At 74.4% G+C, this 21,805-nt stretch carries 21 protein-coding genes and 1 pseudogene; 7 read left to right on the forward strand and 15 right to left on the reverse strand.

Annotation, left to right across the window (positions count from 1 at the left end; all coding sequences use genetic code 11):
* Positions 1 to 99 precede the first annotated feature (99 nt).
* The 4 genes from ACGF1Z_RS03015 (at position 100) to ACGF1Z_RS03030 (ending at position 3,891) form a co-directional block, all read left to right on the forward strand.
* A complete protein-coding gene (locus ACGF1Z_RS03015) occupies positions 100 to 558 on the forward strand; it encodes a DUF4279 domain-containing protein (RefSeq protein WP_392999245.1) in 459 nt (152 codons plus the stop codon).
* Between the two features lie 255 nt (positions 559 to 813).
* Entirely contained in the window at positions 814 to 1,680 is an 867-nt protein-coding gene (locus ACGF1Z_RS03020) for a DUF6585 family protein (protein WP_392999247.1), read from the forward strand.
* 84 nt (positions 1,681 to 1,764) lie between these two features.
* A complete protein-coding gene (locus ACGF1Z_RS03025) occupies positions 1,765 to 2,991 on the forward strand; it encodes a phosphodiester glycosidase family protein (RefSeq protein ID WP_392999249.1) in 1,227 nt (408 codons plus the stop codon).
* A 102-nt stretch (positions 2,992 to 3,093) separates the two neighbouring features.
* Entirely contained in the window at positions 3,094 to 3,891 is a 798-nt protein-coding gene (locus ACGF1Z_RS03030; protein WP_392999251.1) for a VOC family protein, read from the forward strand.
* A 153-nt stretch (positions 3,892 to 4,044) separates the two neighbouring features.
* Here the strand turns inward: ACGF1Z_RS03030 and ACGF1Z_RS03035 are convergent, their stop codons facing one another.
* The 12 genes and pseudogenes from ACGF1Z_RS03035 to ACGF1Z_RS03090 all read right to left on the reverse strand — a co-directional run bounded on the left by ACGF1Z_RS03035 (position 4,045) and on the right by ACGF1Z_RS03090 (position 16,049).
* On the reverse strand, positions 4,045 to 5,637 hold the full coding sequence (locus ACGF1Z_RS03035) for a hypothetical protein (protein ID WP_392999253.1): 1,593 nt from the start codon (positions 5,635 to 5,637) through the stop codon (positions 4,045 to 4,047).
* 130 nt (positions 5,638 to 5,767) lie between these two features.
* A complete protein-coding gene (locus tag ACGF1Z_RS03040; RefSeq protein WP_365339128.1) occupies positions 5,768 to 5,962 on the reverse strand; it encodes a hypothetical protein in 195 nt (64 codons plus the stop codon).
* 125 nt (positions 5,963 to 6,087) lie between these two features.
* The gene (locus ACGF1Z_RS03045) at positions 6,088 to 6,771 is read right to left on the reverse strand and encodes an ABC transporter ATP-binding protein (protein WP_392999256.1); all 684 of its coding nucleotides are present in this window, start codon (positions 6,769 to 6,771) and stop codon (positions 6,088 to 6,090) included.
* Entirely contained in the window at positions 6,764 to 7,816 is a 1,053-nt protein-coding gene (locus ACGF1Z_RS03050; RefSeq protein ID WP_393000290.1) for an oligopeptide/dipeptide ABC transporter ATP-binding protein, read from the reverse strand. Before ACGF1Z_RS03050 ends, ACGF1Z_RS03045 begins: the two co-directional genes overlap by 8 nt.
* Before the next feature lie 351 nt (positions 7,817 to 8,167).
* Positions 8,168 to 8,497 (reverse strand): annotated as a pseudogene (locus ACGF1Z_RS03055) (ATP-binding cassette domain-containing protein); the annotation flags it as partial.
* Positions 8,380 to 9,216 (reverse strand): ABC transporter permease, encoded by an 837-nt coding sequence (locus ACGF1Z_RS03060; RefSeq protein ID WP_392999258.1) that lies wholly within the window; start codon positions 9,214 to 9,216, stop codon positions 8,380 to 8,382. The pseudogene ACGF1Z_RS03055 and the gene ACGF1Z_RS03060, both read right to left, overlap by 118 nt.
* Positions 9,209 to 10,174, reverse strand: coding sequence for an ABC transporter permease (locus ACGF1Z_RS03065; protein ID WP_392999260.1), 966 nt, complete (start codon positions 10,172 to 10,174; stop codon positions 9,209 to 9,211). Before ACGF1Z_RS03065 ends, ACGF1Z_RS03060 begins: the two co-directional genes overlap by 8 nt.
* A 22-nt stretch (positions 10,175 to 10,196) precedes the next feature.
* Positions 10,197 to 11,825: an ABC transporter substrate-binding protein gene (locus ACGF1Z_RS03070; RefSeq protein WP_392999262.1), complete on the reverse strand. Its 1,629-nt coding sequence runs from the start codon at positions 11,823 to 11,825 to the stop codon at positions 10,197 to 10,199.
* Between the two features lie 89 nt (positions 11,826 to 11,914).
* Entirely contained in the window at positions 11,915 to 13,009 is a 1,095-nt protein-coding gene (locus ACGF1Z_RS03075) for an acyl-CoA dehydrogenase family protein (protein ID WP_392999264.1), read from the reverse strand.
* Positions 13,006 to 14,199, reverse strand: a complete 1,194-nt coding sequence (locus ACGF1Z_RS03080) for an acyl-CoA dehydrogenase family protein (protein ID WP_392999266.1) — start codon at positions 14,197 to 14,199, stop codon at positions 13,006 to 13,008. Before ACGF1Z_RS03080 ends, ACGF1Z_RS03075 begins: the two co-directional genes overlap by 4 nt.
* Positions 14,196 to 15,164 carry an NADPH:quinone oxidoreductase family protein gene (locus tag ACGF1Z_RS03085; RefSeq protein WP_392999268.1) on the reverse strand — a complete coding sequence of 323 codons (969 nt, stop codon included), beginning with the start codon at positions 15,162 to 15,164 and terminating at the stop codon, positions 14,196 to 14,198. The genes ACGF1Z_RS03080 and ACGF1Z_RS03085 overlap by 4 nt, the downstream gene beginning before the upstream one ends.
* A 237-nt stretch (positions 15,165 to 15,401) precedes the next feature.
* On the reverse strand, positions 15,402 to 16,049 hold the full coding sequence (locus ACGF1Z_RS03090) for a helix-turn-helix domain-containing protein (protein WP_392999270.1): 648 nt from the start codon (positions 16,047 to 16,049) through the stop codon (positions 15,402 to 15,404).
* Between the two features lie 64 nt (positions 16,050 to 16,113).
* Between ACGF1Z_RS03090 and ACGF1Z_RS03095 the strand changes: the two genes are divergently transcribed.
* The 3 genes from ACGF1Z_RS03095 to ACGF1Z_RS03105 all read left to right on the forward strand — a co-directional run bounded on the left by ACGF1Z_RS03095 (position 16,114) and on the right by ACGF1Z_RS03105 (position 19,189).
* Complete coding sequence (locus ACGF1Z_RS03095) at positions 16,114 to 17,139, forward strand: NAD(P)/FAD-dependent oxidoreductase (RefSeq protein ID WP_392999272.1); 1,026 nt, start codon at positions 16,114 to 16,116, stop codon at positions 17,137 to 17,139.
* A gap of 239 nt (positions 17,140 to 17,378) precedes the next feature.
* Positions 17,379 to 18,299, forward strand: coding sequence for an SDR family oxidoreductase (locus tag ACGF1Z_RS03100; RefSeq protein ID WP_392999274.1), 921 nt, complete (start codon positions 17,379 to 17,381; stop codon positions 18,297 to 18,299).
* Positions 18,300 to 18,409: 110 nt separating this feature from the next.
* Positions 18,410 to 19,189: a VOC family protein gene (locus ACGF1Z_RS03105; RefSeq protein WP_392999276.1), complete on the forward strand. Its 780-nt coding sequence runs from the start codon at positions 18,410 to 18,412 to the stop codon at positions 19,187 to 19,189.
* Position 19,190: 1 nt separating this feature from the next.
* Here the strand turns inward: ACGF1Z_RS03105 and ACGF1Z_RS03110 are convergent, their stop codons facing one another.
* The 3 genes from ACGF1Z_RS03110 to ACGF1Z_RS03120 are packed head-to-tail and all read right to left on the reverse strand — an operon-like array spanning position 19,191 to position 21,798.
* Positions 19,191 to 20,024 (reverse strand): enoyl-CoA hydratase/isomerase family protein, encoded by an 834-nt coding sequence (locus ACGF1Z_RS03110; protein WP_392999278.1) that lies wholly within the window; start codon positions 20,022 to 20,024, stop codon positions 19,191 to 19,193.
* A gap of 56 nt (positions 20,025 to 20,080) precedes the next feature.
* On the reverse strand, positions 20,081 to 20,845 hold the full coding sequence (locus tag ACGF1Z_RS03115) for a PIG-L deacetylase family protein (protein WP_392999280.1): 765 nt from the start codon (positions 20,843 to 20,845) through the stop codon (positions 20,081 to 20,083).
* A gap of 59 nt (positions 20,846 to 20,904) precedes the next feature.
* The gene (locus tag ACGF1Z_RS03120) at positions 20,905 to 21,798 is read right to left on the reverse strand and encodes an SIS domain-containing protein (protein ID WP_392999282.1); all 894 of its coding nucleotides are present in this window, start codon (positions 21,796 to 21,798) and stop codon (positions 20,905 to 20,907) included.
* Positions 21,799 to 21,805: the final 7 nt, after the last annotated feature.

The following is a 21,805-nucleotide window of genomic DNA, read 5'->3' on the forward strand; positions in this document are numbered from 1 at the left end:
GCGGAACCTGGCGGAGTTCGACTCCCCGGACGCCTGAGTCTGGGTGCACGCACGCGTGATCACGGTCGGCTCGCCTCCCGCTCGGCTATCGTCCCTGGGATGCCGCTTCACCAGTACGCCTACTTCGCGCTCTTCAGCCGGCACACCTCGGCAGACGACATGACCTCTCAGCTGGGCATCACTCCCGACGAGGTAGCCGTTCGCGGCAGCCGGTTCACCGAACCGGCAGTGGTTCCGGTCGACCATGCATGGATGGTCGTCTGCCGCGATCCCGGCCTGCGCGTCGATGAGCAGATCACCCGCATTCTGGACAGACTTCAGCCCCACACGGAGCGCGTCTGCGCCCTCGCCGCGCATCTGGCAAGCACCGGCGGCGGAGCAGTGCTCAACGTCGTGCGCTACTTCAACGACATCGAGCACGCCCAGCAAGGTGTCGCGGACACCCCCAACCTCTTCGGCTGGCACCTGGACCGCCGGATCCTGGATTTTCTCCGTGCCACTGGCGTCGAACTCGGCATCGACGAGTACGACATGGCCGAAAAAGAGGACGCCAGGTGAGTACCCGACCTCGTGTCACCGGGGCCTATGCCTCGTCATGTGGTGAAGGCCCCACACGGTATCGAGCCCGAGCATCAGCAGCGGTGCACGCAGCCGCCGGCTCGCCGTCACCCTCGCCTCACTCCTGATGCGGTGTCACATCTGTCGACAGGACCTCAGGCGCACACCCCGGTGCGCCCGGTGCCCCCGCGCGCCCGCGCGCCGGGCCTGGTCCAGAGCTCCGGCCACTGTCATCATGCGGTCGGGGGGTGCGCTATGGAGCGGCTCGACCGGGTGACGGTGCCGCCGCCGGACGAGGCGGCGACGCGAGCGGCACGTGAGGCGGAACTCGGCGCCTACCTGCGGGGGTTCCGCGCCCGGCACACCGACGGTCTGCGGGTGACACGGCGGCGCCCGTGGGCGCCGCCGCTCGTCCTCCTCCTCGCGCTCGCGGCCTTCGCACTGCCCGTCCTCGTGAGCCGGGCGGCCGGACCGCCGACCGGACTCCCGCTGCTCCTGGTGCCGTTCGGGGCGACGGGCTGGCTCCTGTGGCGGTCGTTCCGGACCCGGGTGACGCCGCTGCGGCCGCGGGACTACGTGTATCTGTACGAACGGGGCCTGGTCTGCCCCGGCGAGAACGGGCCCGCGCGGGCGGTGGCCTGGCGGGGTGTCACGGCGATGCACCAGGACGTCACCCGCGTCCACGTGCACGGCGGTTACGCGGGCACCCACTACGCCTACCGGCTGCGCACCGGAGCCAGGAGCGGGGTGACGGTCGGTGGGTTCGTCGACGAGGAGACGGTGCCGCGGTCCGGCGACTCGCAGATCCGCGAGCTGGCCCAGATCGTGCTCGACGAGACCGTGCGGCGCGCGATGCCGCCCGCGGTGGACTCCCTGGAGGCGGGCGAGGCGGTGGTGTTCGGCGAGGTGCGCCTGTACGGGCAGGGGATCGGGCTGCCGTCGGGGCGGGTGGTGCCGTGGGAACGGGTGCGCCGGTGCGACTGGCGCGGGGACGGTCTGGTCGTGGTGCGGACCGCGGGTGCCGGGCGCTGGGCGCGGGAGGCGAAGGACATCCCCGACTTCCCGGTGTTCTGGGCGCTGGTCAAGGAGTTGTTCCCGGAGGCGCGCGAGTTCCGACGCTGAGCGGACACCCGGTGTTCACCGGAGCGGGCTTCTGACGCGGCATCATCTGGTCGACCCGAAGAGCGGAATGCCAAAGGGGGATCCGTGACACATCCATGGACGCGGTCGCGCGCGGTGGTGGTCCTGCTCCTGGTCTGGTGCGCGGTGGCGACCGGCCTCGCTCCGGGCGCGGCGGGCACCGGGGTCTGGCAGCAGCTGGCGCCGGGGGTCGGGTACCGCAGCTTCGAGACGGCGGCGGCGCACGGCACGGTCCGGGTGCATCTGCTCGCGGTGGATCTGCGGGCCGAGGGCGTCGAGGTGGATCTGCTGCACCCGGGGGCGGTGGCGGCGCGGGCGCCGCTGTCGGAGCTCGCGGACGCGCGTGGCGCGGTCGCGGCGGTCAACGGGGACTTCTTCGACATCTCGGAGGTCCAGCATCCGGGCGTCGAGGCGACGGGCGCCCCGGTCGGCCCGGCGGTCGCGGGCGGGCGGGAGCTGAAGGCCGCGGTGCCGCGGGGCCAGCGTTTCGGGCCTCCGCTGCCACCGGGCACCGGGACGCGTGAGGTGATCGGGGTGGGGGTGGACCACCGGGCTCGGACGGGCCGGCTCGCCCTGGAGGGCGGCGTGACGGCACCGGAGGGCACGATCCCGCTGGGCGGACTCGATCAGTACGCGCTGCCCGAGGGCTCCGTCGGCGTGTTCACGCCCGCGTGGGGCACGGTGTCACGGCAGCGGGCGGTGTGCGGGACGGACTCCGACCGGGCGGGCCCGTGCACGACGGAGACGTACGAGGTGACCGTGCGGCACGGGCGGGTGGTCGCGGTGGCGGAGGCGCCCGGGCGCGGGCCGGTGGCCGAGGGCACCGAGGTGCTGGTGGGCCGGGAGGAGGGCGCCCGGTGGCTGCGGGCGCTCGCGGTCGGGGACCGGGTGCGGGTGTGGCATCGGCTGGTCGCCGAGGGTTCGTCCGTGCCGTACCGGTTCGCGGTCGGCGGCTACCCGCTGCTTCGGGACGGTGCGCCGCTGCCGGGCCTGGACGGGGTCACCGCCGCCGTGCGCACGGCGGCCGGCATCACCGACGGCGGGCACGGACTGCTGCTGATGGCGCTCGACGGGTCGCCGGGGCTGCGGGTGGGGATGACGGTGGCCGAGGTGGCGGCGCTGCTGGCCGGGGAGGGGGCGCGGGACGCCTTCAACCTCGACGGCGGGGGCTCGTCGACGCTGGTCGGCCGGGCCCCGGGCGAGTCCTCGGTGACGGTGCGCAACCATCCCAGCGGGGGTGTCCAGCGGCCGGTGCCGAACGGCGTGGGGGTGCTCGTCGGCGGCGTCGGCTGAGAACGCGTGCGCGGACACCGTGCGTCACCGAGCGCGACGGGCCGGAGGTGGCTAGCGTGGCGTGGAGACAAGGACGTCATCGATCGGAAGCGAGTCATCGTCATGGCCTCACGACCTCTGGGCACGCCGGTCTGGACCGACGCGATGTTCACCGACATCGAGGGTGCGAAGTCGTTCTACGGCGACGTGCTGGGCTGGACCTTCGGGGAGTCCGCCTCGGAGTTCGGCAACTACACCCAGGCCTACAAGAACGGCAAGGCGGTGGCCGCCGTCGTGCCGCCGATGCCCGGCCAGGACGGTGAGCCGCAGTCCGCCTGGTGTCTGTACCTCGCCTCGCCCGACGTCGCCGCCACCGCCGAGAAGATCAAGGCCGCCGGCGGCACGCTCGTGATGGAGCCCATGCAGGTGGGCGACTTCGGCTCGATGTGTCTCGCGCAGGACCCGACGGGCTGTGTGTTCGGTGTCTGGCAGGCCGGCGCCCACGAGGGCTTCGAGCTGGAGGGCGCCACGGGCGGCTATGTGTGGGCGGAGGTGTTCACGCGTGACCCGGCGAAGGCCGACGCCTTCTACTCGGCGGTCTTCGGCTACCGCTCCAAGAAGATGCAGGACGACAAGATCGACTACCGGGTCTTCGACCTGGGCGCCGATCCGCTGCTCGGCCGGATGGTGATGACGGCGGAGGACTTCCCGGCGGAGATCCCCGCGTACATCCAGATCTACTTCGGCGTCGACAACTGCGACAAGGCGATCGAGGCGGCCGAGGCGGCCGGCGGGCGGAAGGTCTTCGGCCCGATGGACAGCCCCTACGGGCGCTTCGCGGCGCTGCTCGACCCGCAGGGCGCGGCCTTCGCCGTGATCGACATGAGGACGACGGTCGGCGAGATGCCCGAGATGGTGTGACCCCCACGGCTCAGCCGAGGCGGGTGCCCGGGACCGCGGGGGTCCCGGGCACCCGTGCGTCCGGGGCCGGGACCGGCCGCCGCCGGTGCCCGGCGCGCTGCCGGACGACCGCACCCGCACCCGCACCCGCACCCGCACCCGCACCGGGCAGGGTCAGGCGCCGTCGCGGACGGAGACGATGCCGTTGAAGACGCCGACGTACGCCGTGCCGTCCGGGCCGATGGTGATGGGGGCCCAGTTGTTGTCGTAGGCGGGGCCGGTGCCGGTGAGCCGGGACCACGCGCGTGCCCCGGTGCGGAAGTCCACGGCCGTCAGGTACCAGGCGTCGATGCCGAGGGGGTGGGGCCGCTTCTCGTAGAAGTAGAGCAGTCCGTTGGCGGTGGACAGCTTGGGCACAGTGGAGGGCGAGCGGACATCGCTCTGCCACACAGTGTCGCAGCCGCTGCCGTCGGGGCGGAGATCGACCCGGGTGACACCGCCGACGACGCTACGCCCGAAGGTGAGGGAGGTGGGGTTCTCGTAGCCGTAGTTGTTCTCGACGACGAGGCTGTCGCCCCAGCTGATCAGGGAGTTGTCGGTGGTGGAGGCTCCGGAACCGAAGACGGGGACCTTGCAGACGAGCCGGTCGGCGGCGGCGACGTCCGTGCCGCGCCGGTAGACGAGGACGTTCATGCGGTCGTCGGCGTTGTCGGTGATGGCGACGTACTGCGCGCCGTTCCGGCCGAAGAGGTCGGGGGTGGTTCCCGACCCCTGGTTCACGGAGCCGGGTTTGGCACCGGTGCCGCGGTCGTAGGTCTGCCGCCACTGGATCCGCGGGGTGCCGTCGGGGTCGGCGCGGAAGCTGTAGAGGGCGTGGTCGGAGACGATGGAGACGCCGTCCTCGGCGACGGAGAAGGAGTTCTGGATCTCCTCGCCGTCGAGCCGGATCGCACGGGTGGCACCGGTGGCGGGGTCGACGGTGCCGACCCGGCCGAGCCGGGTGACCCACCAGATGCGGCCCTGCCAGTCGGGCATGACGGAGGTGACGGGGTCGCACACTCCACTGGGGAAGAGGTTCGTCCAGCTCACGCAGTCGTGCGGGACGAGCGAGGTCAGGTCCCAGTCGTCCTCGACAACGAACTCCCATGCTCCGTCGCCCTTCTGACGGTGGGCGATGCGCAGGACGTGCTGGCGGGAGTCGGCGAGGACGACCCGGTCCCGGTTGTCGAGGTAGAAGTACGCGCCGCCGGAGGTGTCCTTGAAGATCCTCTCGAAGTCGAGGCGGGTGATGGCCTCCACGGTGGAGGAGCGCTGGGGCAGCTGGTATTCGGCGAGGGTGTCGAGGGTGCGCGGGTCGAGCAGCTTGAGCAGGAAGCCCTGGAAGGTGCCGCACACGGTGACGAGCCGGCCGCCGGCGTCGAAGGTGACCGTGGCGCATTCGCCGCCGAGGGCGGCGATCTTCTCGCTGTCGACGCGCGGCTCGCGGCCGAGCGGGCCGGAGTAGGGGTGGGTGCCGCTGCCGGCGGCGTCGGCGTGCATGCCGCTGCGCCCGTTGGGGGCGAGGTACGGATGCTGGGGCGGCGCCTCGGCGGGGACGGGCAGCGCCGTGGCGGGCGCGCCCTCGTAGTGTGCGACGAGCCGGTGCCCGGGGGCGAGCGGTATCTCGTCGGCGAGGGCGACGGGGGTGGCGAGCGCGAGGGCGGTTGCGCTCACTGCGGCGATGAGCGCGAGTGCGCGGGCTCGCCGGCTGGGGGGTCGGGTGGTCAATGCGGCTCCTCGGGTCCGTACGAAGGTCGCGCCGGCGGCCGACGCTAGGCCCGAGTGCTTGAGATGTACATGGAAATGCCCAGTGCTTCACGGGCACTTCACGATCATGAACCAGTCACGCGGGGCGCGGTCAGGGTTTGAGGCTGGAGACCACGTTCGCGGTGGCGGCCACTCCGTTCTGGATGGTCGGGGCCATGCTGGTGCTCGCCAGGAAGAAGCCGAGCAGGGCACAGACGATGGCGTGCGAGACCTTCAGGCCGCCGTTGCGGAGGAAGATCACCGCCAGGATCAGCAGAAGCAGCACCACGGATACGGAAATGGCCATCGCCCTCATCCTCCTTGCGCCGCGCCGGAATTGCGGCGTTTGGCGGACAGTGTGACGGAAGGGACGATCCGGACGGCGGTACGGCAGGGCGGCCATCCGGGTGACTTTCCGGAGCAGGCCGTTCCTCAGGCGTCGGCCGGGGATTCCGTCGGGGACGCCGTGAGGTCCGCCCACTCGACGGTGCGGTCGCACCAGCGTTCCAGGAGCACGCGGTCGTGGCCGACCGCGAGCAGGCCCGCACCGGTCTCGGCGCGACAGGTCTCGACGGCCGCGACCAGGGCCGCGGTCGTCGACGCGTCGAGCATCGCGGTCATCTCGTCGCAGATCAGCCAGCGCGGCCGCAGCACCAGGGCGCGGGCCAGACAGGCGCGTTGCAGCTGCCCGTCGCTGACCTCGTGCGGGCGTCGGCCAAGCAGGTCCTCGGTGAGACCGACCGCGGGCACGAGCGCGGCGAGGCGCTCGGGCACCAGATCACGGCGGCCGGTCGCGCGCAGCGGCTCGGCGATCAGGTCGGCGAGCCGCAGCCGGGGGTCGGCGGAGAGCCGGGGCTGCTGGAAGACGACCCCGATGGAGGTGCGCAGGGCGCGCGGGGCGCGGTGCCGCCAGCCCCGGACCTCGGTGCCGTCCACGAGGACGCGGCCGGCGTCCGGCCGGTGCAGCAGGGCGGCCACCCGGGCGAGGGTGGACTTGCCGCAACCGCTGGGGCCGAGCAGGCCGACGGACCCGGCCGGCGGGACGGTGAGCGTGGCGCCCCGGACGACGGGCGTGCGGGGATCGTATCCGGCGGTGACGGAGTGGAGTTCAAGCACGGGGGGCTCCCAGGGGATGGTGGCAGGCGACTCCCGCCGCGAACTCCGGCCGCACGGCACAGGCCGCGCTCGCCCGGGGGCAGCGCGGGGCGAAGGCGCAGCCCTCGGGCAGGTCGGAGAGTTCCGGCGGCAGTCCGGGAACGGGCCTGAACTCCCTTTCGGGCAGGGCGTCCAGGAGGCCGCGGGCGTACGGATGGCGAGGACCGGCAGCGCCGAAGAAGCGCGCGGCGGAGGTGAGTTCGACGATCCGCCCGGCGTACATGACGGCCACGCGGTCGGCGACCCGGCGGGCCGCGGCGAGGTCGTGGGTGATGAGCAGGAGCGCCTTGCCCCGGTCGGCGTGGCGGCGCAGTTCGTCGGCGGTGCGGTCGACGAGCTCGCGGTCGAGTCCGGTGGTGGGTTCGTCGGCGAGCAGCAGCGGCGCGTCGCCGACGAGGGCGAGGGCGGTGGCGGCCCGCTGGGCGAGTCCCCCGGAGAGTTCGTGGGGGTGGCGGTCGAGGTGGTCGGCCGGGAACGCGGCCCGTGCGGCGGCCGCCTCCGCCGCCGCACGGCGCTCGCGACGCGGGGTGCGGGTGAGGGCCCGTACGGTCTCCTCCAGGTGGGCGCGCACGGTGCGCACCGGGGTGAGGTGGGCGGCGGGGCTCTGCGGGACGAGGCCGACGCGCCTGCCCCGTACGGTGCGGGCGAGGGTACGTTCGTCGGCGGCGAGGAGGTCGAGCGCGGGCGGGCGCCCGGCACCACCCCCGGCTCGGTCCCGCCCTCCGGCCCGGCCGGCCCCCGTGGCCGGCAGGTCTGCCTCGATGGACGGCAGGTCGGCCTCGATGGACGCGCGGGATCGGATGGGCGTCGCGGCTCCGGTGGACCGGGTGGACGTCTCGGCTCCGGTGGACGCGTCGGCCCTTGCGGGCGGCAGGTCGGCTCCGGTGGACGCGCGGGACCGGATGGGCGTCTCGGCTCCGGTGGACGCGCCGGCCCCCGCGGGCGCCAGGTCGGCACAGGTGGACGTCTCGGCTCCGGTGCGCCGCCGTTCGGGACCTCTGGACACGCCGGCCCCCGTGGCCGGCCGATCGGCCCCGGTGGACGCGCGGGATCGGATGGGCGTCTCGGCTCCGGTGGACGCGCCGGCCCCCACGGCCGGCCGATCGGCCCCCGTGCACGCGTCCACCCCCGCGAACGCACGGACTCCTGCGGGCGGCCGGTCGGGCTCCGTCCGATCGGGCTCCGTCCAGTCGGGCTCCGTCCCAGCGGGCTCCGTCCCAGCGGGCTCCGTCCCAGCGGGCTCCGTCCCAGCGGGCTCCGTCCCAGCGGGCTCCGTCCCAGCGGGCTCCGTCCGGGCGGGTGCGTCCGACAGGAGTGCCGTACCGGCCGTCCGCGCGTTGCCGGGGAGGAGGCCGAGGAGGGCTGAGGCGAGGACGGACTTGCCGCAGCCGCTCTCGCCGACGAGGGCGAGACACTCCCCCGCCGCGAGGTCGAAGGAGGCGTCGGTGACGGCCGCGACCTGGCGTCGGCCGCGCAGCCGGAAGCGAACGGTCAGGCCGCGGACGCTGAGGACAACGTCGTCGGCGCGCTCGGCGGTGACGGCTTCGGGGGCCCGCGTGATCTGCTCGTTCACAGCATCAGCTCCGATCGGCGGCGCGGGTTGAGCCGGTCGCGCCAGATTCCGGCGAGACCGGCGAGGGCGAGGGTGGGCACGATGAGCAGGAGGCCGGGGAAGAGGGTCGGCCACCAGGAGCCCGCGAGCAGCGAGGAGCGGGCGGTCTGGACGAGGTTGCCGAGGCTGGCCTGGTGGCTCGGCAGTCCGAGGCCGAGGAAGGACAGCGCCGACTCGTGCCACATGGCGTGCGGCACCATCAGCACGGCGGCGAGGCCGGCCTGTGGCAGCACCGCGGGCAGCAGGTGCCGGACGGCGATCCGCCGTCGGGAGGAGCCGCCGGAGATCGCGGCGTCGACGAACGGCCGCGAACGCAGCGACAGGACCTCGGAGCGGACGATCCGGGCGGTGGAGAGCCAGTGGGTGAGGGCCACGGAGGCGATCACCGGCCAGACCCCGGGGCGGAACATGGCCACGACGAAGATGCCGAGGAGCAGGTGCGGTACGGACGAGAAGCCGTCGACGATCCGCATCACGAAGCGGTCCACCCGGCCGCCGAGCGCTCCCGCCGCCGCGCCGACACCGGTGCCGACGACGGTCGCCACGAGGGCGGCGACCAGACCGACGAGGAGCGAGACCCGCAGGCCGTACACACAGCGCAGGAGCAGGTCGCGGCCGACGTCGTCGGTGCCGAAGGGGTGCGCGCGGGAGGGCGCCAGGAGTCTGCGGCTCAGGTCGACGGCCTGTTCGTCGAGGGGAACGACGGGCGGGACGAGGAGGACCGCGAGGACGGCGGTGCTGACGACGAGGGCGGAGCTCCACAGCCGGATCCGGCGCGTGCGGGGGTCAGCCATCGAAGCCCACCCTCGGGTCCGCGAGCCCGTACAGCAGGTCGGAGAGCAGGTTGCCGAGCAGGACGGCCGCGGTCGCGAGCACGGTGAGGGCGGCGAGCAGCGGGAAGTCGACGGAGACGGCGGCCTGGACGGTGGCGGCGGCGATGCCGGGCCAGCTGAAGACGGTCTCCACGAGGAGGGCGCCGGTGATGAGTTCGGGGACGCGGGAGCCGACGAGGGTGAGCATGGGCAGCATTCCGGAGCGCAGGGCGTGGCCGGTGAGGACGGTGCGTTCGGCGAGGCCGCGGGCGCGGGCGCCGCGGACCGGGTCCTCCTCCAGGGCGTCGCCGACTCCCTGGCGTACGTACAGGAAGAACCAGGGGAGCTGGGAGATTCCGAGGACGAGGGCGGGCAGCACGAGGTGGCGGGCGACCTGGCCGGCGCCGACCGTGTCGCCTGCGGTGTCGGTGAGTCCGCCGGCGGGGAGCACGCCCAGCTCCAGGGCGAAGAACCAGATGGCGAGCAGCCCGAGCCAGAAGGCGGGGGCGGCTTCCAGGGTGTACGCGGCGGAGCTGACTGCCCGGTCGAGGAGGCCGCCGCGGCGGCGTCCGGCGAGGACGCCGAGGGCGGTGCCGAGGAGGATCGCGAGGAGGAAGGCGGTGGCGGCGAGCAGGGCGGACCAGCCGACGCGTTCGGTGATCACCTCGGCGACGGGCCGTCGCATGACTCCGGAGTCCCCGAGATCGCCCCGGAGGGCCCGGCCGAGCCACTCCCACCAGCGGGTGGGCCAGGGCCGGTCGACACCGAGGTTGGCGCGCAGCTGGTCGAGGTTCTCCTGTGAGGCGGTGAGTCCGGCGGTGCCGGCGTAGGCCTTGACGGGGTCGAAGGGGGAGGCGGCGGCGACGGCGAACACCGCGAGGGTGACGCCGAGGAGGACGGGGACGGCGGCCAGGGCGCGCCGTCCGGTCATCCGGGCCATGGCCCCCAGGGGAGGCGGCGGCTCACTTCGCGGCCTCTCCGGTCCGCTTGGGCTTCCAGTCCTCGATGTTCCACCAGGGTCCGGAGGCGAGGCCGTGGTCGTGCGCTTCGACCTGGGTGCCGAGGCCGCCGCCGGGTGTCGTCTCCCAGCGGTCGGCGACGACGTAGAGGTGGTCGATGTGGGTGAGGAAGGTGTAGCCGGGGTTCTTCACCAACTGGCGCTGGACGGTGTCGTAGGCGGCGCGGCGGCGGGCGGGGTCGTCGGTGCGACGGCCGTCCTCCAGCGCCCGGTCGACGGTCCGGTCGGCGTACCGGGCCATGTTGTTGAAGCCGTCGCCGGCGAGTGTGGACTTCAGGAGGAGGTACTGGTCGAAGTCGGGGTCGCCGGGTGAGCCGCCGCCGGCGAGGACGGCGTCCGTCCTCATGCGGGGCTCGATGACCTCCCAGGTGCCGGCCTGGGTGGTGAGGGCGATGCCGGCCTTCTTGGCGTCGGAGGCGTAGGCGAGGGCGTGGTCCTGGCGGAGCTTGTCGCCGGAGAGGTACCAGAGCGGGAAGGCGGCGCGGACGCCGTTCTTCACCCGGACGCCGTCGGGGCCGGGCTTCCAGCCGGCCTCGTCGAGGATCTTGCGCGCCCCGGCGAGGTCGTGGCGGCGTTCGGTGCCCCGGGCGAACCAGGGGCTGTCGGTGGGCACGGGTCCGTAGGCGGGTTTGCCGGCGCCTTCGAGGATGTTGTCGACCATGGCCTGCCGGTCGACGGCGAGGTCGAGGGCGCGGCGGATCGCCACGTCGCCGGCGACCGGGTTGCCGGTGGGGAGGGTGACGTTGCGGTAGTCGTACGTGGTGGCCGCGTACGTCTTCTTCGCCGGGTCGTCCTTGAAGCCGGCGGCGAGGGCCGGCGGCAGGACGGCGGCGTCGAGGTCGCCGGCGCGCAGTCGGGTGGCGCGGACGTCGTCGTCCTTGACGACGGCCATGACGAACTTCTTCACGGCCGGGGCGCCGCCCCAGTAGTGGGGGTTGGCCTCGAAGGTGAGCTTCTCGCCCCTGGACCAGCCGGTGAGGACGTACGGGCCGGTGCCGACGGGCTGCGTCGTGAACGGCCCGGTGTTGACGTCCTGCCGGCCGGCGACGTGCTCGGGGGCGATGGCGAGGACGGTGCGCTCGGCGAAGGGGGCGTAGGGGTACTTCAGGGTGAAGACGACGGTGTCGTCGCCGGCGGCCCTGACGTCCTTGAGCGCGTCGAGCTCGGTGCGCGAGGCGTTGTTGGTCCTCGGGTCGAGGACGGTCCGGTAGGTGAAGACGACGTCCCCGGCGGTGAAGGGGTGCCCGTCGCTGAACCGCACGCCCGGGCGCAGCCTGTACGTGTACGTCAGGCCGTCGGCGCTCACCGTGGGCAGCGCGGCGGCGAGGGCGGGGCGCAGCCTCATGCCGGCGTCGAAGGCGAGCAGCCCGTCGAAGATCTTGGAGTTGCCGTCCTTGCCGTAGCCGAGGAGGGGGCTGAGAGTCTCGGGTTCGTGGGCGATGCCGACGACCGCGGAGTCGTCGGGGCGGCCGGAACCGGTGGCGCCGCCGGGGTTGGCGCAGGCCGCCGCGCCGAGGGCGGTGGCCCCGGTGAGCAGTGCGGCGGTCGCGCGGCGGACGGGTCGGGCGGCCATGGTGTCCACACCCCTCTTGCAGATGAACTGTTGTTGCGAATCAGTCGCAATTAAACAGTATGTAGAGGGGTGTGGACCCAGGGGGCTCCTTACCGGGGGGCGGGCAGGTCCACCATGGCCGCGATGGCGTCCTGATGCCGGCCGGCCGAACCCAGCGCCGTCTGGTCGGACTTGGCCCGCTTCAGCGCGAGGTGTGCGGGATGCTCCCAGGTCATGCCGATGCCGCCGTGCAGCTGCACGCACTCCTCGGCCGCGTGCACGGCCGTCTTCGCGCAGTACGACTGGGCGACGGCCACCGTCAGCTCGGCGTCGGGCGCGCCGGTCGCCAGCGCGTCGGCGGCGGCCCGGGCCGCCGCCCTGGCGCCCACGAGCTCCAGCCACAGCTGGGCCATCCGGTGCTTCAGCGCCTGGAAGGACCCGATCGGGCGGTTGAACTGGTGCCGCTCCCTGGTGTGCCGGACGGTCTCCTCCAGGCACCACTCGGCGATGCCGAGCTGCTCGGAGGCGAGCAGCCCGGCCCCGGTGAGCAGCCCCCGCCGGACGGCGGCGGCCGACGCATCGGCACCGGCAAGCCGCGTGCCGGCGGCGCCGTCCGCGTCGACGACGGCCAGCGGCCGGGTCAGGTCGAGGGAGGACTGCGGAGTGATCACCGCCTCGGCGGCGGGCACCGCGTACAGCCCGTCGGCGCGCGGGACGAGGAGGACGTCGGCGGCGACGGCGTCCGCGACGGCGGGCACCGGCCCGGACCGGACGCCGGAGGCGGCGGGGGCGGTGGAGAGCGGTACCGCCAGGACGGCGACGGTCCCGCCGCCCGCGAGCGCGGCGAGGAGCTCCGCGGCCGGGCCGCCGTCCGCACCGAGCGCCAGCAGGGTCTCGGTCGCCACCACGGCGCTGGTCAGGAACGGCACGGGGGTGACGGCCCGGCCGAGCTCCTCCAGGACCACGGCGGCCTCGCGGTGGCCGGCGCCCTGGCCGCCCAGCTTCTCGGGGACGAGGAGTCCGGCGGCGCCGATCCCGCCGCCGAGCGCCTCCCACAGGCCGGGGACGTACGGGCGGTCGGCCTCGATCCGGCCGAGCACGGTCCGGGCGTCGGCCCGGTCGGCGAGCAGGGAGCGGACCGCGGCGCGCAGCTCGTCCTCGGTGTCGGAGTACAACAGGTCGGCGGTGGGCGTCGGTTCCGTCATCGGGCGAGGTCCTTCCAGGCGACGTCCTTGTCGTTGCGGGGTTCGGAGGGCAGGCCGAGGACCCGCTCGGCGACGATGTTGAGCAGCACCTCGTTCGTGCCGCCCTCGATCGAGTTGCCCTTGGCCCGCAGATAGCGGTATCCCGCGTCCCGGCCGGTGAAGTCGACCAGGTCGGGCCGGGCCATCGCCCAGTCCCCGTACAACAGGCCCTCGTCGGCCAGGAGTTCCACCTCCAGGGCGCTCACGGCCTGGTTGAGGCGGGCGAAGCCGAGCTTCGTCGCGCTGCCCTCGGGACCCGGCTGGCCGGCCACGAGCTGCTGGCGCAGCCGCTCGCCGGTGAGCCGGGCCACCTCCGCGTCCACCCACAGGTCGAGCAGTCTGCGGTGCAGGTCGTGGGTGCGGAGCTCGGGTCGGGCCCGCCAGGTCTCGGCCACCTTGCCGATCATGCCGCCCTCGCGGGGGACGCGGGCGCCTCCGATGGAGACCCGTTCGTTCATGAGCGTGGTCTGGGCGACGCGCCAGCCGTCGCCGATGTCGCCGAGCCGGTGGGCGTCGGGGATGCGGACGTTCGTCAGGAAGACCTCGTTGAACTCGGCCTCGCCGGTGATCTGGCGCAGCGGCCGCACCTCGACACCGGGGTCGGTCATGTCGCAGACGAAGTAGGTGATGCCCCGGTGCTTGGGCAGGTCGGGGTCCGTGCGGGCGATGAGGATGGCCCAGCGGGCCACGTGGGCGCTGGAGGTCCACACCTTCTGCCCGTTGACCACCCAGGAGTCGCCGTCCCGTACGGCCCGGGTGCCGAGGGCGGCGAGGTCGGAGCCGGCGCCGGGCTCGCTGAAGAGCTGACACCAGACCTCCTCCCCGACCCAGAGGGGCTTCAGGAAGCGCCGCTTGACCTCGTCGGAGCCGTACGCGAGGAGGGTCGGGGCGGCCATCCCCAGCCCGATGCCGATCCGGCGGGGATCGTTGTCGGGGGCTCCGGCGGCCGCGAGTTCGGCGTCGACGACGACCTGGAGGGAGCGCGGCGCGTCGAGACCGCCGAGGCCCACCGGGTAGTGCACCCAGGCGAGACCGGCGTCGAAGCGGGCCCGCAGGAAGTCGCTGCGGCCGGTGGTGGCCGGCGGGTGCCCGGCGATCAGCCGCCGGGTCCGCTCGACGAGTTCGGCGGCATCGGGTCGGGATCCGGTCATGCGCGGACTCCTTCCGGAAGGACGACGAGCCGGCCGGTGGTGGTGCCCTCGGAGATCCGCTGCACGGCGTCGGCGGCGGCGTCGAAGGCGACGCGCTCGCTCACGTAGGGCTTGACCAGCCCCTTGGCGGCGAGCTCGGTGAGGGTCTCGTGGCAACGCAGCACGGCGGCCGGGTCCTTGAGGTTGTAGAGGCCCCAGTGCAGGCCCACGATCGAGTAGTTCTTGATCAGGGCGTGGTTGAGCGCGGGGGCCGGGACGGTCCCGCCGGCGAAGCCGACGACCAGGATCCGACCCTCGAAGGCGACGAGCTTGGCGGACTGCTGATAGGCCACGCCGCCGACCGGGTCGTAGATCACGTCGGCGCCACGGCCGCCGGTGGCCTCCTTGACGGCCGCAACGACGTCCTCGGCGTGCCGGTCGACGACGACGTCGCAACCGATCCCGCGGGCGACGGCGGCCTTGTCCGGGCCCCCGACGACTCCGATGACGGTGGCGCCGGCCGCCTTGCCCAGCTGGACGGCGGCGCTCCCGACGCCGCCCGCGGCGGCGTGCACGAGCAGCGTCTCGCCCTCTCGCAGGCCGGCCCTGCGGTGCAGGCCGAACCAGCCGGTCTGGTAGCCGATGTGCAGCGCCGCCGCCTCGGCGTCGTCCAGCGCCTCGGGCGCGGGGAGCAGCGCCGCCTCGTCGGCCACCGCGTACTCCGCGAGCCCGCCGTGGGGCAGGGCGGGGGTCGCGATGACCCGGCGCCCGTCCTCCGTCTCGGCGCAGATCTCCACGCCCGGGGTGAAGGGCAGCGGGGGGCGCACCTGATACTGCCCCCGGCACAGCAGGGCGTCCGGGAAGTTGAGGCCCGTGGCGCGGACCTTCAGCAGCACTTGGCCGGGGCCGGGCTCCGGCCGGTCGGTCTCGTCGAGCTGCATCACCTCGCCCGGCTCGCCGTTCTCGTGCACTCGCCATGCCTGCATCCGGGGCCTCCACGTGCCGTCGTGCGTCCTGCGGGGTCGTTCGCATACTAAGCGGTCGCTTGGCTTCGCGGAACCTGCCGCGCACTCCCTCTTCGCGACGCCGCCGGATTCGTCCGCCCCGCGGTCACGTGTGGCCGGGTCCCGGCTTCCGCGCCGGGACCCGGCCTCGGCGGGCGCCCACGGGCCCGCCGCCGCGCGGAACGCGTCCCCGCGCGGCAGGCCCCGGGCGGGTGGCCCTCAGGAGCTCTTCGGACGCGCCCGTACGTGCATCCGCTCGCCCTGGGGGCCGAAGAGGCTCAGGAACTCCACCGGCCGGTCCCCCGCCGGGCCGAACCAGTGCGGTACCCGGGTGTCGAACTCGGCGGCCTCGCCGGAGCCGAGCTCCACGTCGTGCTCGCCGAGGACGAGCCGCAACCGCCCGGACAGCACGTAGAGCCACTCGTAGCCCTCGTGGACCCGGGGGTCGGGCGTCTCCGCGCCGGGCTCCTGGACGACCTTGTACGCCTGGAGCCCACCCGGCTGACGGGTGAGCGGATACATCGTGCGCCCGTGCCGGACGATGGGCCTGGCCCGGACGCGCGGATCGCCGGCGGGCGGCGCGCCGACCAGTTCGTCGAGCGGGACCTGGTGGGCCCGGGCGATCGGCAGCAGCAGTTCCAGGCTGGGCTTGCGCTGTCCGGACTCCAGGCGGGAGAGCGTGCTCACCGAGATGCCGGTGGAGGTGGACAGCTCGGCCAGGGTGGCACCGCGCTCCCGCCGGATGCGGCGCAGCCGGGGGCCGACCTCGCTGAGCACCTCGTCGATGCGTTCGTCCTCGCGGGGCTCCTGGGGCCGCTCCTCCCGTCCGTGGGCGTGCCGGTGGTCGCGTGCGTCTTCGGCGGTCATGAGTCCATTGCAGAAACAGCAACTCCGTTTGTCAATCGAGCAGCGCCAGGTCCACTCTCGCGGTATGAACGAGAACTCCTTCGGCGGGACCGGGACCGCGGCACGGTCCGGGACGGCGGCCGGGACGCGGCCCGTGACCGGCACGGACACCGGGGCCGGCGCCTACGACGTGGCGGTGATCGGCGGCGGCGCGGCCGGGCTCAGCGCGGCCCTGGTCCTGGGCCGCGCCCGGCGCCGTACCCTCCTGGTCGACGCAGGCGAGCCCCGCAACGCCCCGGCCGCCCACATGCAGGGCTACCTCACGCGGGACGGCATGGGCCCGGCCGCGTTCCTGGCGGCCGGGCAGCGGGAGGTCGCCACGTACGGCGTGGAGCGCATGAGCGGCCTCGTCACCGACGCGGTCCCGCACGGCGACGAGGGCTTCGCCCTGACCCTGGCCGACGGGCGCCGGGTCCTGGCCCGCCGCCTGATCGTCACCACGGGGCTGGCGGACGAGCTCCCGGCGATCGACGGGGTGGCCGAGCGGTGGGGCCGGGACGTGCTCCACTGCCCGTACTGCCACGGCTGGGAGGTGCGTGACCGGGCCTTCGGCGTGATCGCCCACCCCGTGATGCCGGCCCACCAGGCGCTGATGGTCTCCCAGTGGTCGGCCGACGTGACCCTCTTCCTGCACACGGCCCCGGAGCCCTCGCCCGAGGACACCGCGCGGCTGGAGGCGGCCGGAGTGACGGTCGTGACCGGCGAGGTGGCGGGCCTGGTGGTCGGGAAGGCCGGGCTGACGGGCGTACGGATGACGGACGGACGGGTCGTGCCGCGCGAGGTCCTGTTCGTGGGCACCCGCACGACGCCCCGCGACGGGCTGCTCACCGCCCTGGGCGCGGCGACGCACGAGACGCCGATGGGCCGCTTCGTGACCGTCGACGAGACGTTCCGGACGAGCGTGCCCGGGGTGTGGGCGGCGGGGAACGTGATCGGCGCCCAGGAGCAGGTCGTGAACGCGGCGAGCGGCGGCTACCGGGCCGCGGCCCTGGCCAACGCCGACCTGCTGTTCGCGGACCTGGACCGGAAGGTGGAGGCCGCGGCGGCGTAGCGGCGGGGGCGGGCCGTGCCGGCGTCACCGGCCCGGGGCGATCCGGCGCGGCGTCACCGGACCGGCGTGATCCGGCGCAGCGCAGGCCGGCGCGACGCGATCCGGCGCGGCTTCACCGGACCGGCGCGATCCGGCCCGGCGCAGGCCGGCCCGGTGTCACCGGGGCCGGGGCGGCCGGTCCCGGGCCCCGGCGCGTCGTCGGTCTTCCGTTCTCGCGGCCCGCGCGCTATCGATGCGCCATGACCGACGACGCGCACGCCCGGCCGCCGGGGCTGCCCGCTCCTCCCCCGCTCGGTGCCGCCGCCCTGCCGGCGGGGACGTTCGCCGGGCGGGTCGTCCTGGTGACCGGCGGGGGCTCCGGGCTGGGCAAGGCGATCGCCGCCGAGTTCGCGCGCCTGGGGGCCGACCTGCTGATCGTCGGGCGGACGGCGGAACGCCTCGCGGCGGCGCGCGAGGAGCTGGCGGCGGTGGCGGGGACCCGGGTCGCGACCGGGGTGTGCGACATCCGCGAGCCGGAGCGGGTCGCCGCCGTGTTCGAGGCCTGCGAGGCGGAGCTCGGGGCCCGGCCGGACGTCCTGGTGAACTGCGCCGCCGCGAACTTCCCGGTGCCGGCCGAGGACCTGTCGCCGAACGGCTGGCGGGCGGTCGTGGACATCACGCTCACCGGGACCTGGTTCATGACGCGGGAGTTCGGCCGACGCCACCTGGCGGCCGGGACGCCCGGCTCCGTCGTCAACGTCGGCGCCTCGTACGCGTGGACGGGCGGGCCCGGCCACGCGCACTCGGCGGCCGCGAAGGCCGGGGTGAAGAACCTGACCGAGACGCTCGCCGTGGAATGGGGACCGTACGGGATCCAGGTGAACGGTCTGGTGCCCGGACTCATGCCGCACGGGGACATGGTGGCCGGCATCCGGGCGAACCTGGACCGTGCACCCGGCGGGCTCGACGCCCGGCAGCCGGCCCTGCGGGTCGGCCACCCGCGCGAGCTGGGCTGGGCGGCGACCTTCCTCGCCTCCCCGTACGCCCGGTTCGTCAGCGGGCACACACTCGTGGTGGACGGGGCGAACTGGCAGCGGCGGTCCCCCGTCAACGAGACCGTGGTTCCGGTGCGGACCCAGCTGGGGCGCGGACGCTTCGGGGCGGCGCCCGACGGAGGGTAGGCCGTGCGGATGAAACCCGGCCGCCAGGGCTGCGCGGGCCGGGGGCGGGGGCGAGGATCGGCCATGGTGACCGGAAGATCTCCACCCATCGGAAGGACGGGACGTCCCCCATGCTCGGTACGGACTTCACCACGGGCTCGCCCAGCTGGATCGATCTCGGCTGCCCCGACACCCACGCCGCCGCCGCGTTCTACGGGCGGGTGTTCGGCTGGGACTTCGCCCCGGCCGGACCCGAGGCCGGCGGCTACGGCTTCTTCCAGCAGGACGGGCGCACGGTCGCGGCGGCCGGCCCGCTCACCGAGGAGGGCGCGAGCAGCGCCTGGACCGTCTACTTCCACACGCCCGACGCCGACGCCACCGCGCACGCGGCCGAGGCCAACGGCGGGACGGTCCGCGTGGCGGCCTTCGACGTCATGGACGCGGGCCGGATGGCCGCCCTGACCGACCCGGGCGGCGCCCAGTTCGCCGTGTGGCAGGCGGGTACGGTCAAGGGCCTGGAGCGGACCTCGGAGCGCGACACCCTGCTCTGGGTGGAGCTGCACACCGGCGACCCGGAGGCCACGCTCTCCTTCTACGGCGCGCTCTTCGGCTGGCGCTGGGCGGCGATGGACACGCCGGGCATGACGTACCGGGTGCTCTCCACGGCCGGGGGCGACCAGCAGGACGCCTCGTTCGGCGGCGCGGCCCCCCTCCAGCCCGGTGCGGGGGTCTCGCGCTGGGTGCCGTACTTCATGGTGACGGACCCCGACGCGACCGCCGTGACGGTCCAGGAGGGCGGCGGCTCGGTCCTCATGCCCCCGGCCGACGTCCCCGAAGTGGGCCGGATCGCCTGGTTCGCGGACCCGTTCGGGGCGCCCTTCGCCGTTCTGAAGCCCTCCCCCACGAGGTGAGTCAGCGGCCGTCGAAGCGCGGCGGCCTGCGGGCGGCCTTCGCCGCGTAGCCCTCGCGGGCGTCCTCGGAGGTGAGGGTGAGCGCGGCGGCTAGCGCGGTGCGGTCGAGGGCCGCGGACAGGCCCTGGTCGGCGTAGGCGTCGACATTGCGCTTCACGGCGCGGACGGCGAGCGGTGCGGCCGCCGCGACCGCGGCGGCCGTCCCGGCGGCCTCGTGCGCCAGGTCGGGCACGGGAACGACCTGTTGGACGAGACCGAGCCGGGCGGCCGTGGCCGCGTCGATCCGACGGCCGGTGAGTGCCAGGTACTTGGCCCAGCCGGCCCCGGCCTCACGGGCGATCCGCAGGTCGCCGCCCGCGTCCACGGCGACTCCGATGCCGGTCTCGGGGAGGGCGAAGACGGCGTCCTCGGCGGCGATGCGAAGGTCGGCCATCAGGGCCAGCTCGAAGCCGAAGCCGAGGCAGTGGCCCTGGACGGCGGCGACGATCGGCTGCGGCAGCCGGGCGAAGGCGGCGAACCGCTCGTGCACCCAGCGGATGCCCTCGGCGTAGTGCTCGGTCCGCTCGGCCGCCGACCGGCCGGTGATGGCGCCGCCGGGCGCGGTGACGTCGATGCCGGCGCAGAAGGCCCGGCCCTCGGCACGCAGCAGCACGACCCGGATCCGCTCGTCGAAGCGGATCCGGTCGGCGAAGACCCCGAGCTGCCGACTGGCCTCCCAGCTCCAGCCGTTGAGCTTCTCCGGGCGGCACAGGGTGAGCACCCCGACGCCGTCCTCGACCCGGAGGGTGAGCCGTTCCTCGCCCTCCGGGACGGTGTGGTCGAGTGTGTCGATCACGGCGCAACCCCCGGCTTCTGACGTTTCATCAGATCTCGTGGGAGCCTAACGGCGGTTCACCCGCGGGGGAACACCTCGAACGCCACCGCAGGCCGCCCGCCGAAACGGCCCGCGGCGCGGCCGGTCGACTCGGCGACGAAGTCGCGCACGTACTCCTCCGCGTCCCGGTCCGTCAGGGCCTCGATGTACGTGCGGTGGGCGAGGAGCGAGCGGGTGGCGCGCTCCAGACCCGGGCGGGCGTCGACGGCGTGGGTCGGCAGGTTCGAGCCGGCGACGGCCACCCAGCGGACCCCGTCCCAGGGTGCGAGGCCCTGCTCGGTGAGCTCGGGGAAGATCCAGCGGTTGCCCGCGTCGGCCGCGGCGTCCAGGGTGGCGCGGCCCACGGCACGGTGGTCGGGGGTGTTCCACACGCCACCGGGCTCCGGGCCCCAGGTGTCGCGGTGGTTGAGGGTGATGACGAGTTCGGGCCGGTGGCGGCGGATCGCGGCGGCGATCTCGCGGCGCAGCCCAAGCCCGTACTCGATCGTGCCGTCCGTGTGGTCGAGGAACTCGACGGTCTCGACGCCCACCACGGCGGCGCTGTCCCGCTGCTCCCGCTCGCGCAGCGGGCCGCAGGTGGCCGGGTCGAGGGTGTCGATGCCGGCCTCGCCCCGGGTAGCCAGCACGTAGGCGACCTCCTTGCCCGCGTCCGTCCAGCCCGCGACGGCCGCGGCGCAGCCGTACTCCAGGTCGTCGGGATGGGCGACGACGGCGAGCGCGCGCTGCCAGTCGGAGGGCATCTCGGCCAGCTGCGGCGGGGTCTGTTCGGTGTTCTCGATCATGGGCGCAGAATACGGCCCGGGCACCGTTCCGGGGGCCGGAGCGGGGACGGAGCGGCCGCTCAGCGGGCGCCGGCGAGGATCACCGAACGGGTGAGGTTCCGCGGACGGTCGGGGTTCAGGCCGCGCCGGCCGGCGAGGGAGACGGCGAGCCGCTGGGCGCGCACCAGGGCGGCGACCGGGTCGACGGCGTCGGCGACGAACTGGGCTCCCGTGGCGGAGACCTCGTCGGCCAGACCGGGCGGGACGGGCCCGATGCACCAGACCAGACTGCCCGGGTCGCTGATGCTGATCGCGCCGTGCCGGTACTCCATCGCCGGGTAGGACTCCGTCCAGGCACGGGCGGTCTCGCGGAGCTTGAGCGCGGCCTCGTCGGCGAGGCCGACCGTCCAGCCGGTGCCGAGGAACGTGAACTGGCCGTGCCGCTCCCAGGCGGCCGGCAGCGGCTCGTACAGGGCGAGTTCGGCGTCCACGATCGACGGTTGGAGGTCGACGCCGAGGCCGGCGCGCAGCAGTTGGAGCGCGGTGGTGGCGAACCGGGTCTGGACCACGGACCGTTCGTCGGCGAAGCCGAGGTCGAGCACGGCGTCCGCGTGATGTCCGGCCGGGCTGTCGGGGACCCCCGTGAGGACCAGTGTCGGGATGCGGCCGGCGGCCCGGGCGAGCAGCTCGGCGACCTCGGTGGTGGTGCCGGAGCGGGTGAGGGCGACGATCCGGTCGTAGCCGCGGCCGAGCGGCGTCGGGTCGGAGGCCGGGAAGGCGTCGGTCTCGCCCGCGCCCAGGGACTCGCGCAGGGCGGCGTAGGCGCGGGCGATGAAGTACGAGGTGCCGCAGCCGACCACGGCGATCCGCTCTCCGGTGCGCGGCAGCAGCGCGACCCGCTCGGCGGCGATCTCGGCGGCTCGCCCCCAGCAGTCGGGCTGGCTGGCGATCTCGGTGTCGACATGGGTGGTCATGTCCGTC

It is taken from the genome of Streptomyces sp. NPDC048018 (genome assembly GCF_043202995.1).
GTDB lineage: Bacteria > Actinomycetota > Actinomycetes > Streptomycetales > Streptomycetaceae > Streptomyces.

What these genes read in the sequence shown, in the direction of transcription:
- ACGF1Z_RS03015 (WP_392999245.1), top strand. Translation starts at nt 100, where the DNA reads ATGCCGCTTCACCAGTACGCCTACTTCGCGCTCTTCAGCCGGCACACC.
- ACGF1Z_RS03020 (WP_392999247.1), top strand. Translation starts at nt 814, where the DNA reads ATGGAGCGGCTCGACCGGGTGACGGTGCCGCCGCCGGACGAGGCGGCG.
- ACGF1Z_RS03030 (WP_392999251.1), top strand. Translation starts at nt 3,094, where the DNA reads ATGGCCTCACGACCTCTGGGCACGCCGGTCTGGACCGACGCGATGTTC.
- ACGF1Z_RS03040 (WP_365339128.1), bottom strand. Translation starts at nt 5,962, where the DNA reads ATGGCCATTTCCGTATCCGTGGTGCTGCTTCTGCTGATCCTGGCGGTG.
- ACGF1Z_RS03060 (WP_392999258.1), bottom strand. Translation starts at nt 9,216, where the DNA reads ATGGCTGACCCCCGCACGCGCCGGATCCGGCTGTGGAGCTCCGCCCTC.
- ACGF1Z_RS03065 (WP_392999260.1), bottom strand. Translation starts at nt 10,174, where the DNA reads ATGGCCCGGATGACCGGACGGCGCGCCCTGGCCGCCGTCCCCGTCCTC.
- ACGF1Z_RS03070 (WP_392999262.1), bottom strand. Translation starts at nt 11,825, where the DNA reads ATGGCCGCCCGACCCGTCCGCCGCGCGACCGCCGCACTGCTCACCGGG.
- ACGF1Z_RS03075 (WP_392999264.1), bottom strand. Translation starts at nt 13,009, where the DNA reads ATGACGGAACCGACGCCCACCGCCGACCTGTTGTACTCCGACACCGAG.
- ACGF1Z_RS03080 (WP_392999266.1), bottom strand. Translation starts at nt 14,199, where the DNA reads ATGACCGGATCCCGACCCGATGCCGCCGAACTCGTCGAGCGGACCCGG.
- ACGF1Z_RS03085 (WP_392999268.1), bottom strand. Translation starts at nt 15,164, where the DNA reads ATGCAGGCATGGCGAGTGCACGAGAACGGCGAGCCGGGCGAGGTGATG.
- ACGF1Z_RS03090 (WP_392999270.1), bottom strand. Translation starts at nt 16,049, where the DNA reads ATGACCGCCGAAGACGCACGCGACCACCGGCACGCCCACGGACGGGAG.
- ACGF1Z_RS03095 (WP_392999272.1), top strand. Translation starts at nt 16,114, where the DNA reads ATGAACGAGAACTCCTTCGGCGGGACCGGGACCGCGGCACGGTCCGGG.
- ACGF1Z_RS03100 (WP_392999274.1), top strand. Translation starts at nt 17,379, where the DNA reads ATGACCGACGACGCGCACGCCCGGCCGCCGGGGCTGCCCGCTCCTCCC.
- ACGF1Z_RS03105 (WP_392999276.1), top strand. Translation starts at nt 18,410, where the DNA reads ATGCTCGGTACGGACTTCACCACGGGCTCGCCCAGCTGGATCGATCTC.
- ACGF1Z_RS03115 (WP_392999280.1), bottom strand. Translation starts at nt 20,845, where the DNA reads ATGATCGAGAACACCGAACAGACCCCGCCGCAGCTGGCCGAGATGCCC.
- ACGF1Z_RS03120 (WP_392999282.1), bottom strand. Translation starts at nt 21,798, where the DNA reads ATGACCACCCATGTCGACACCGAGATCGCCAGCCAGCCCGACTGCTGG.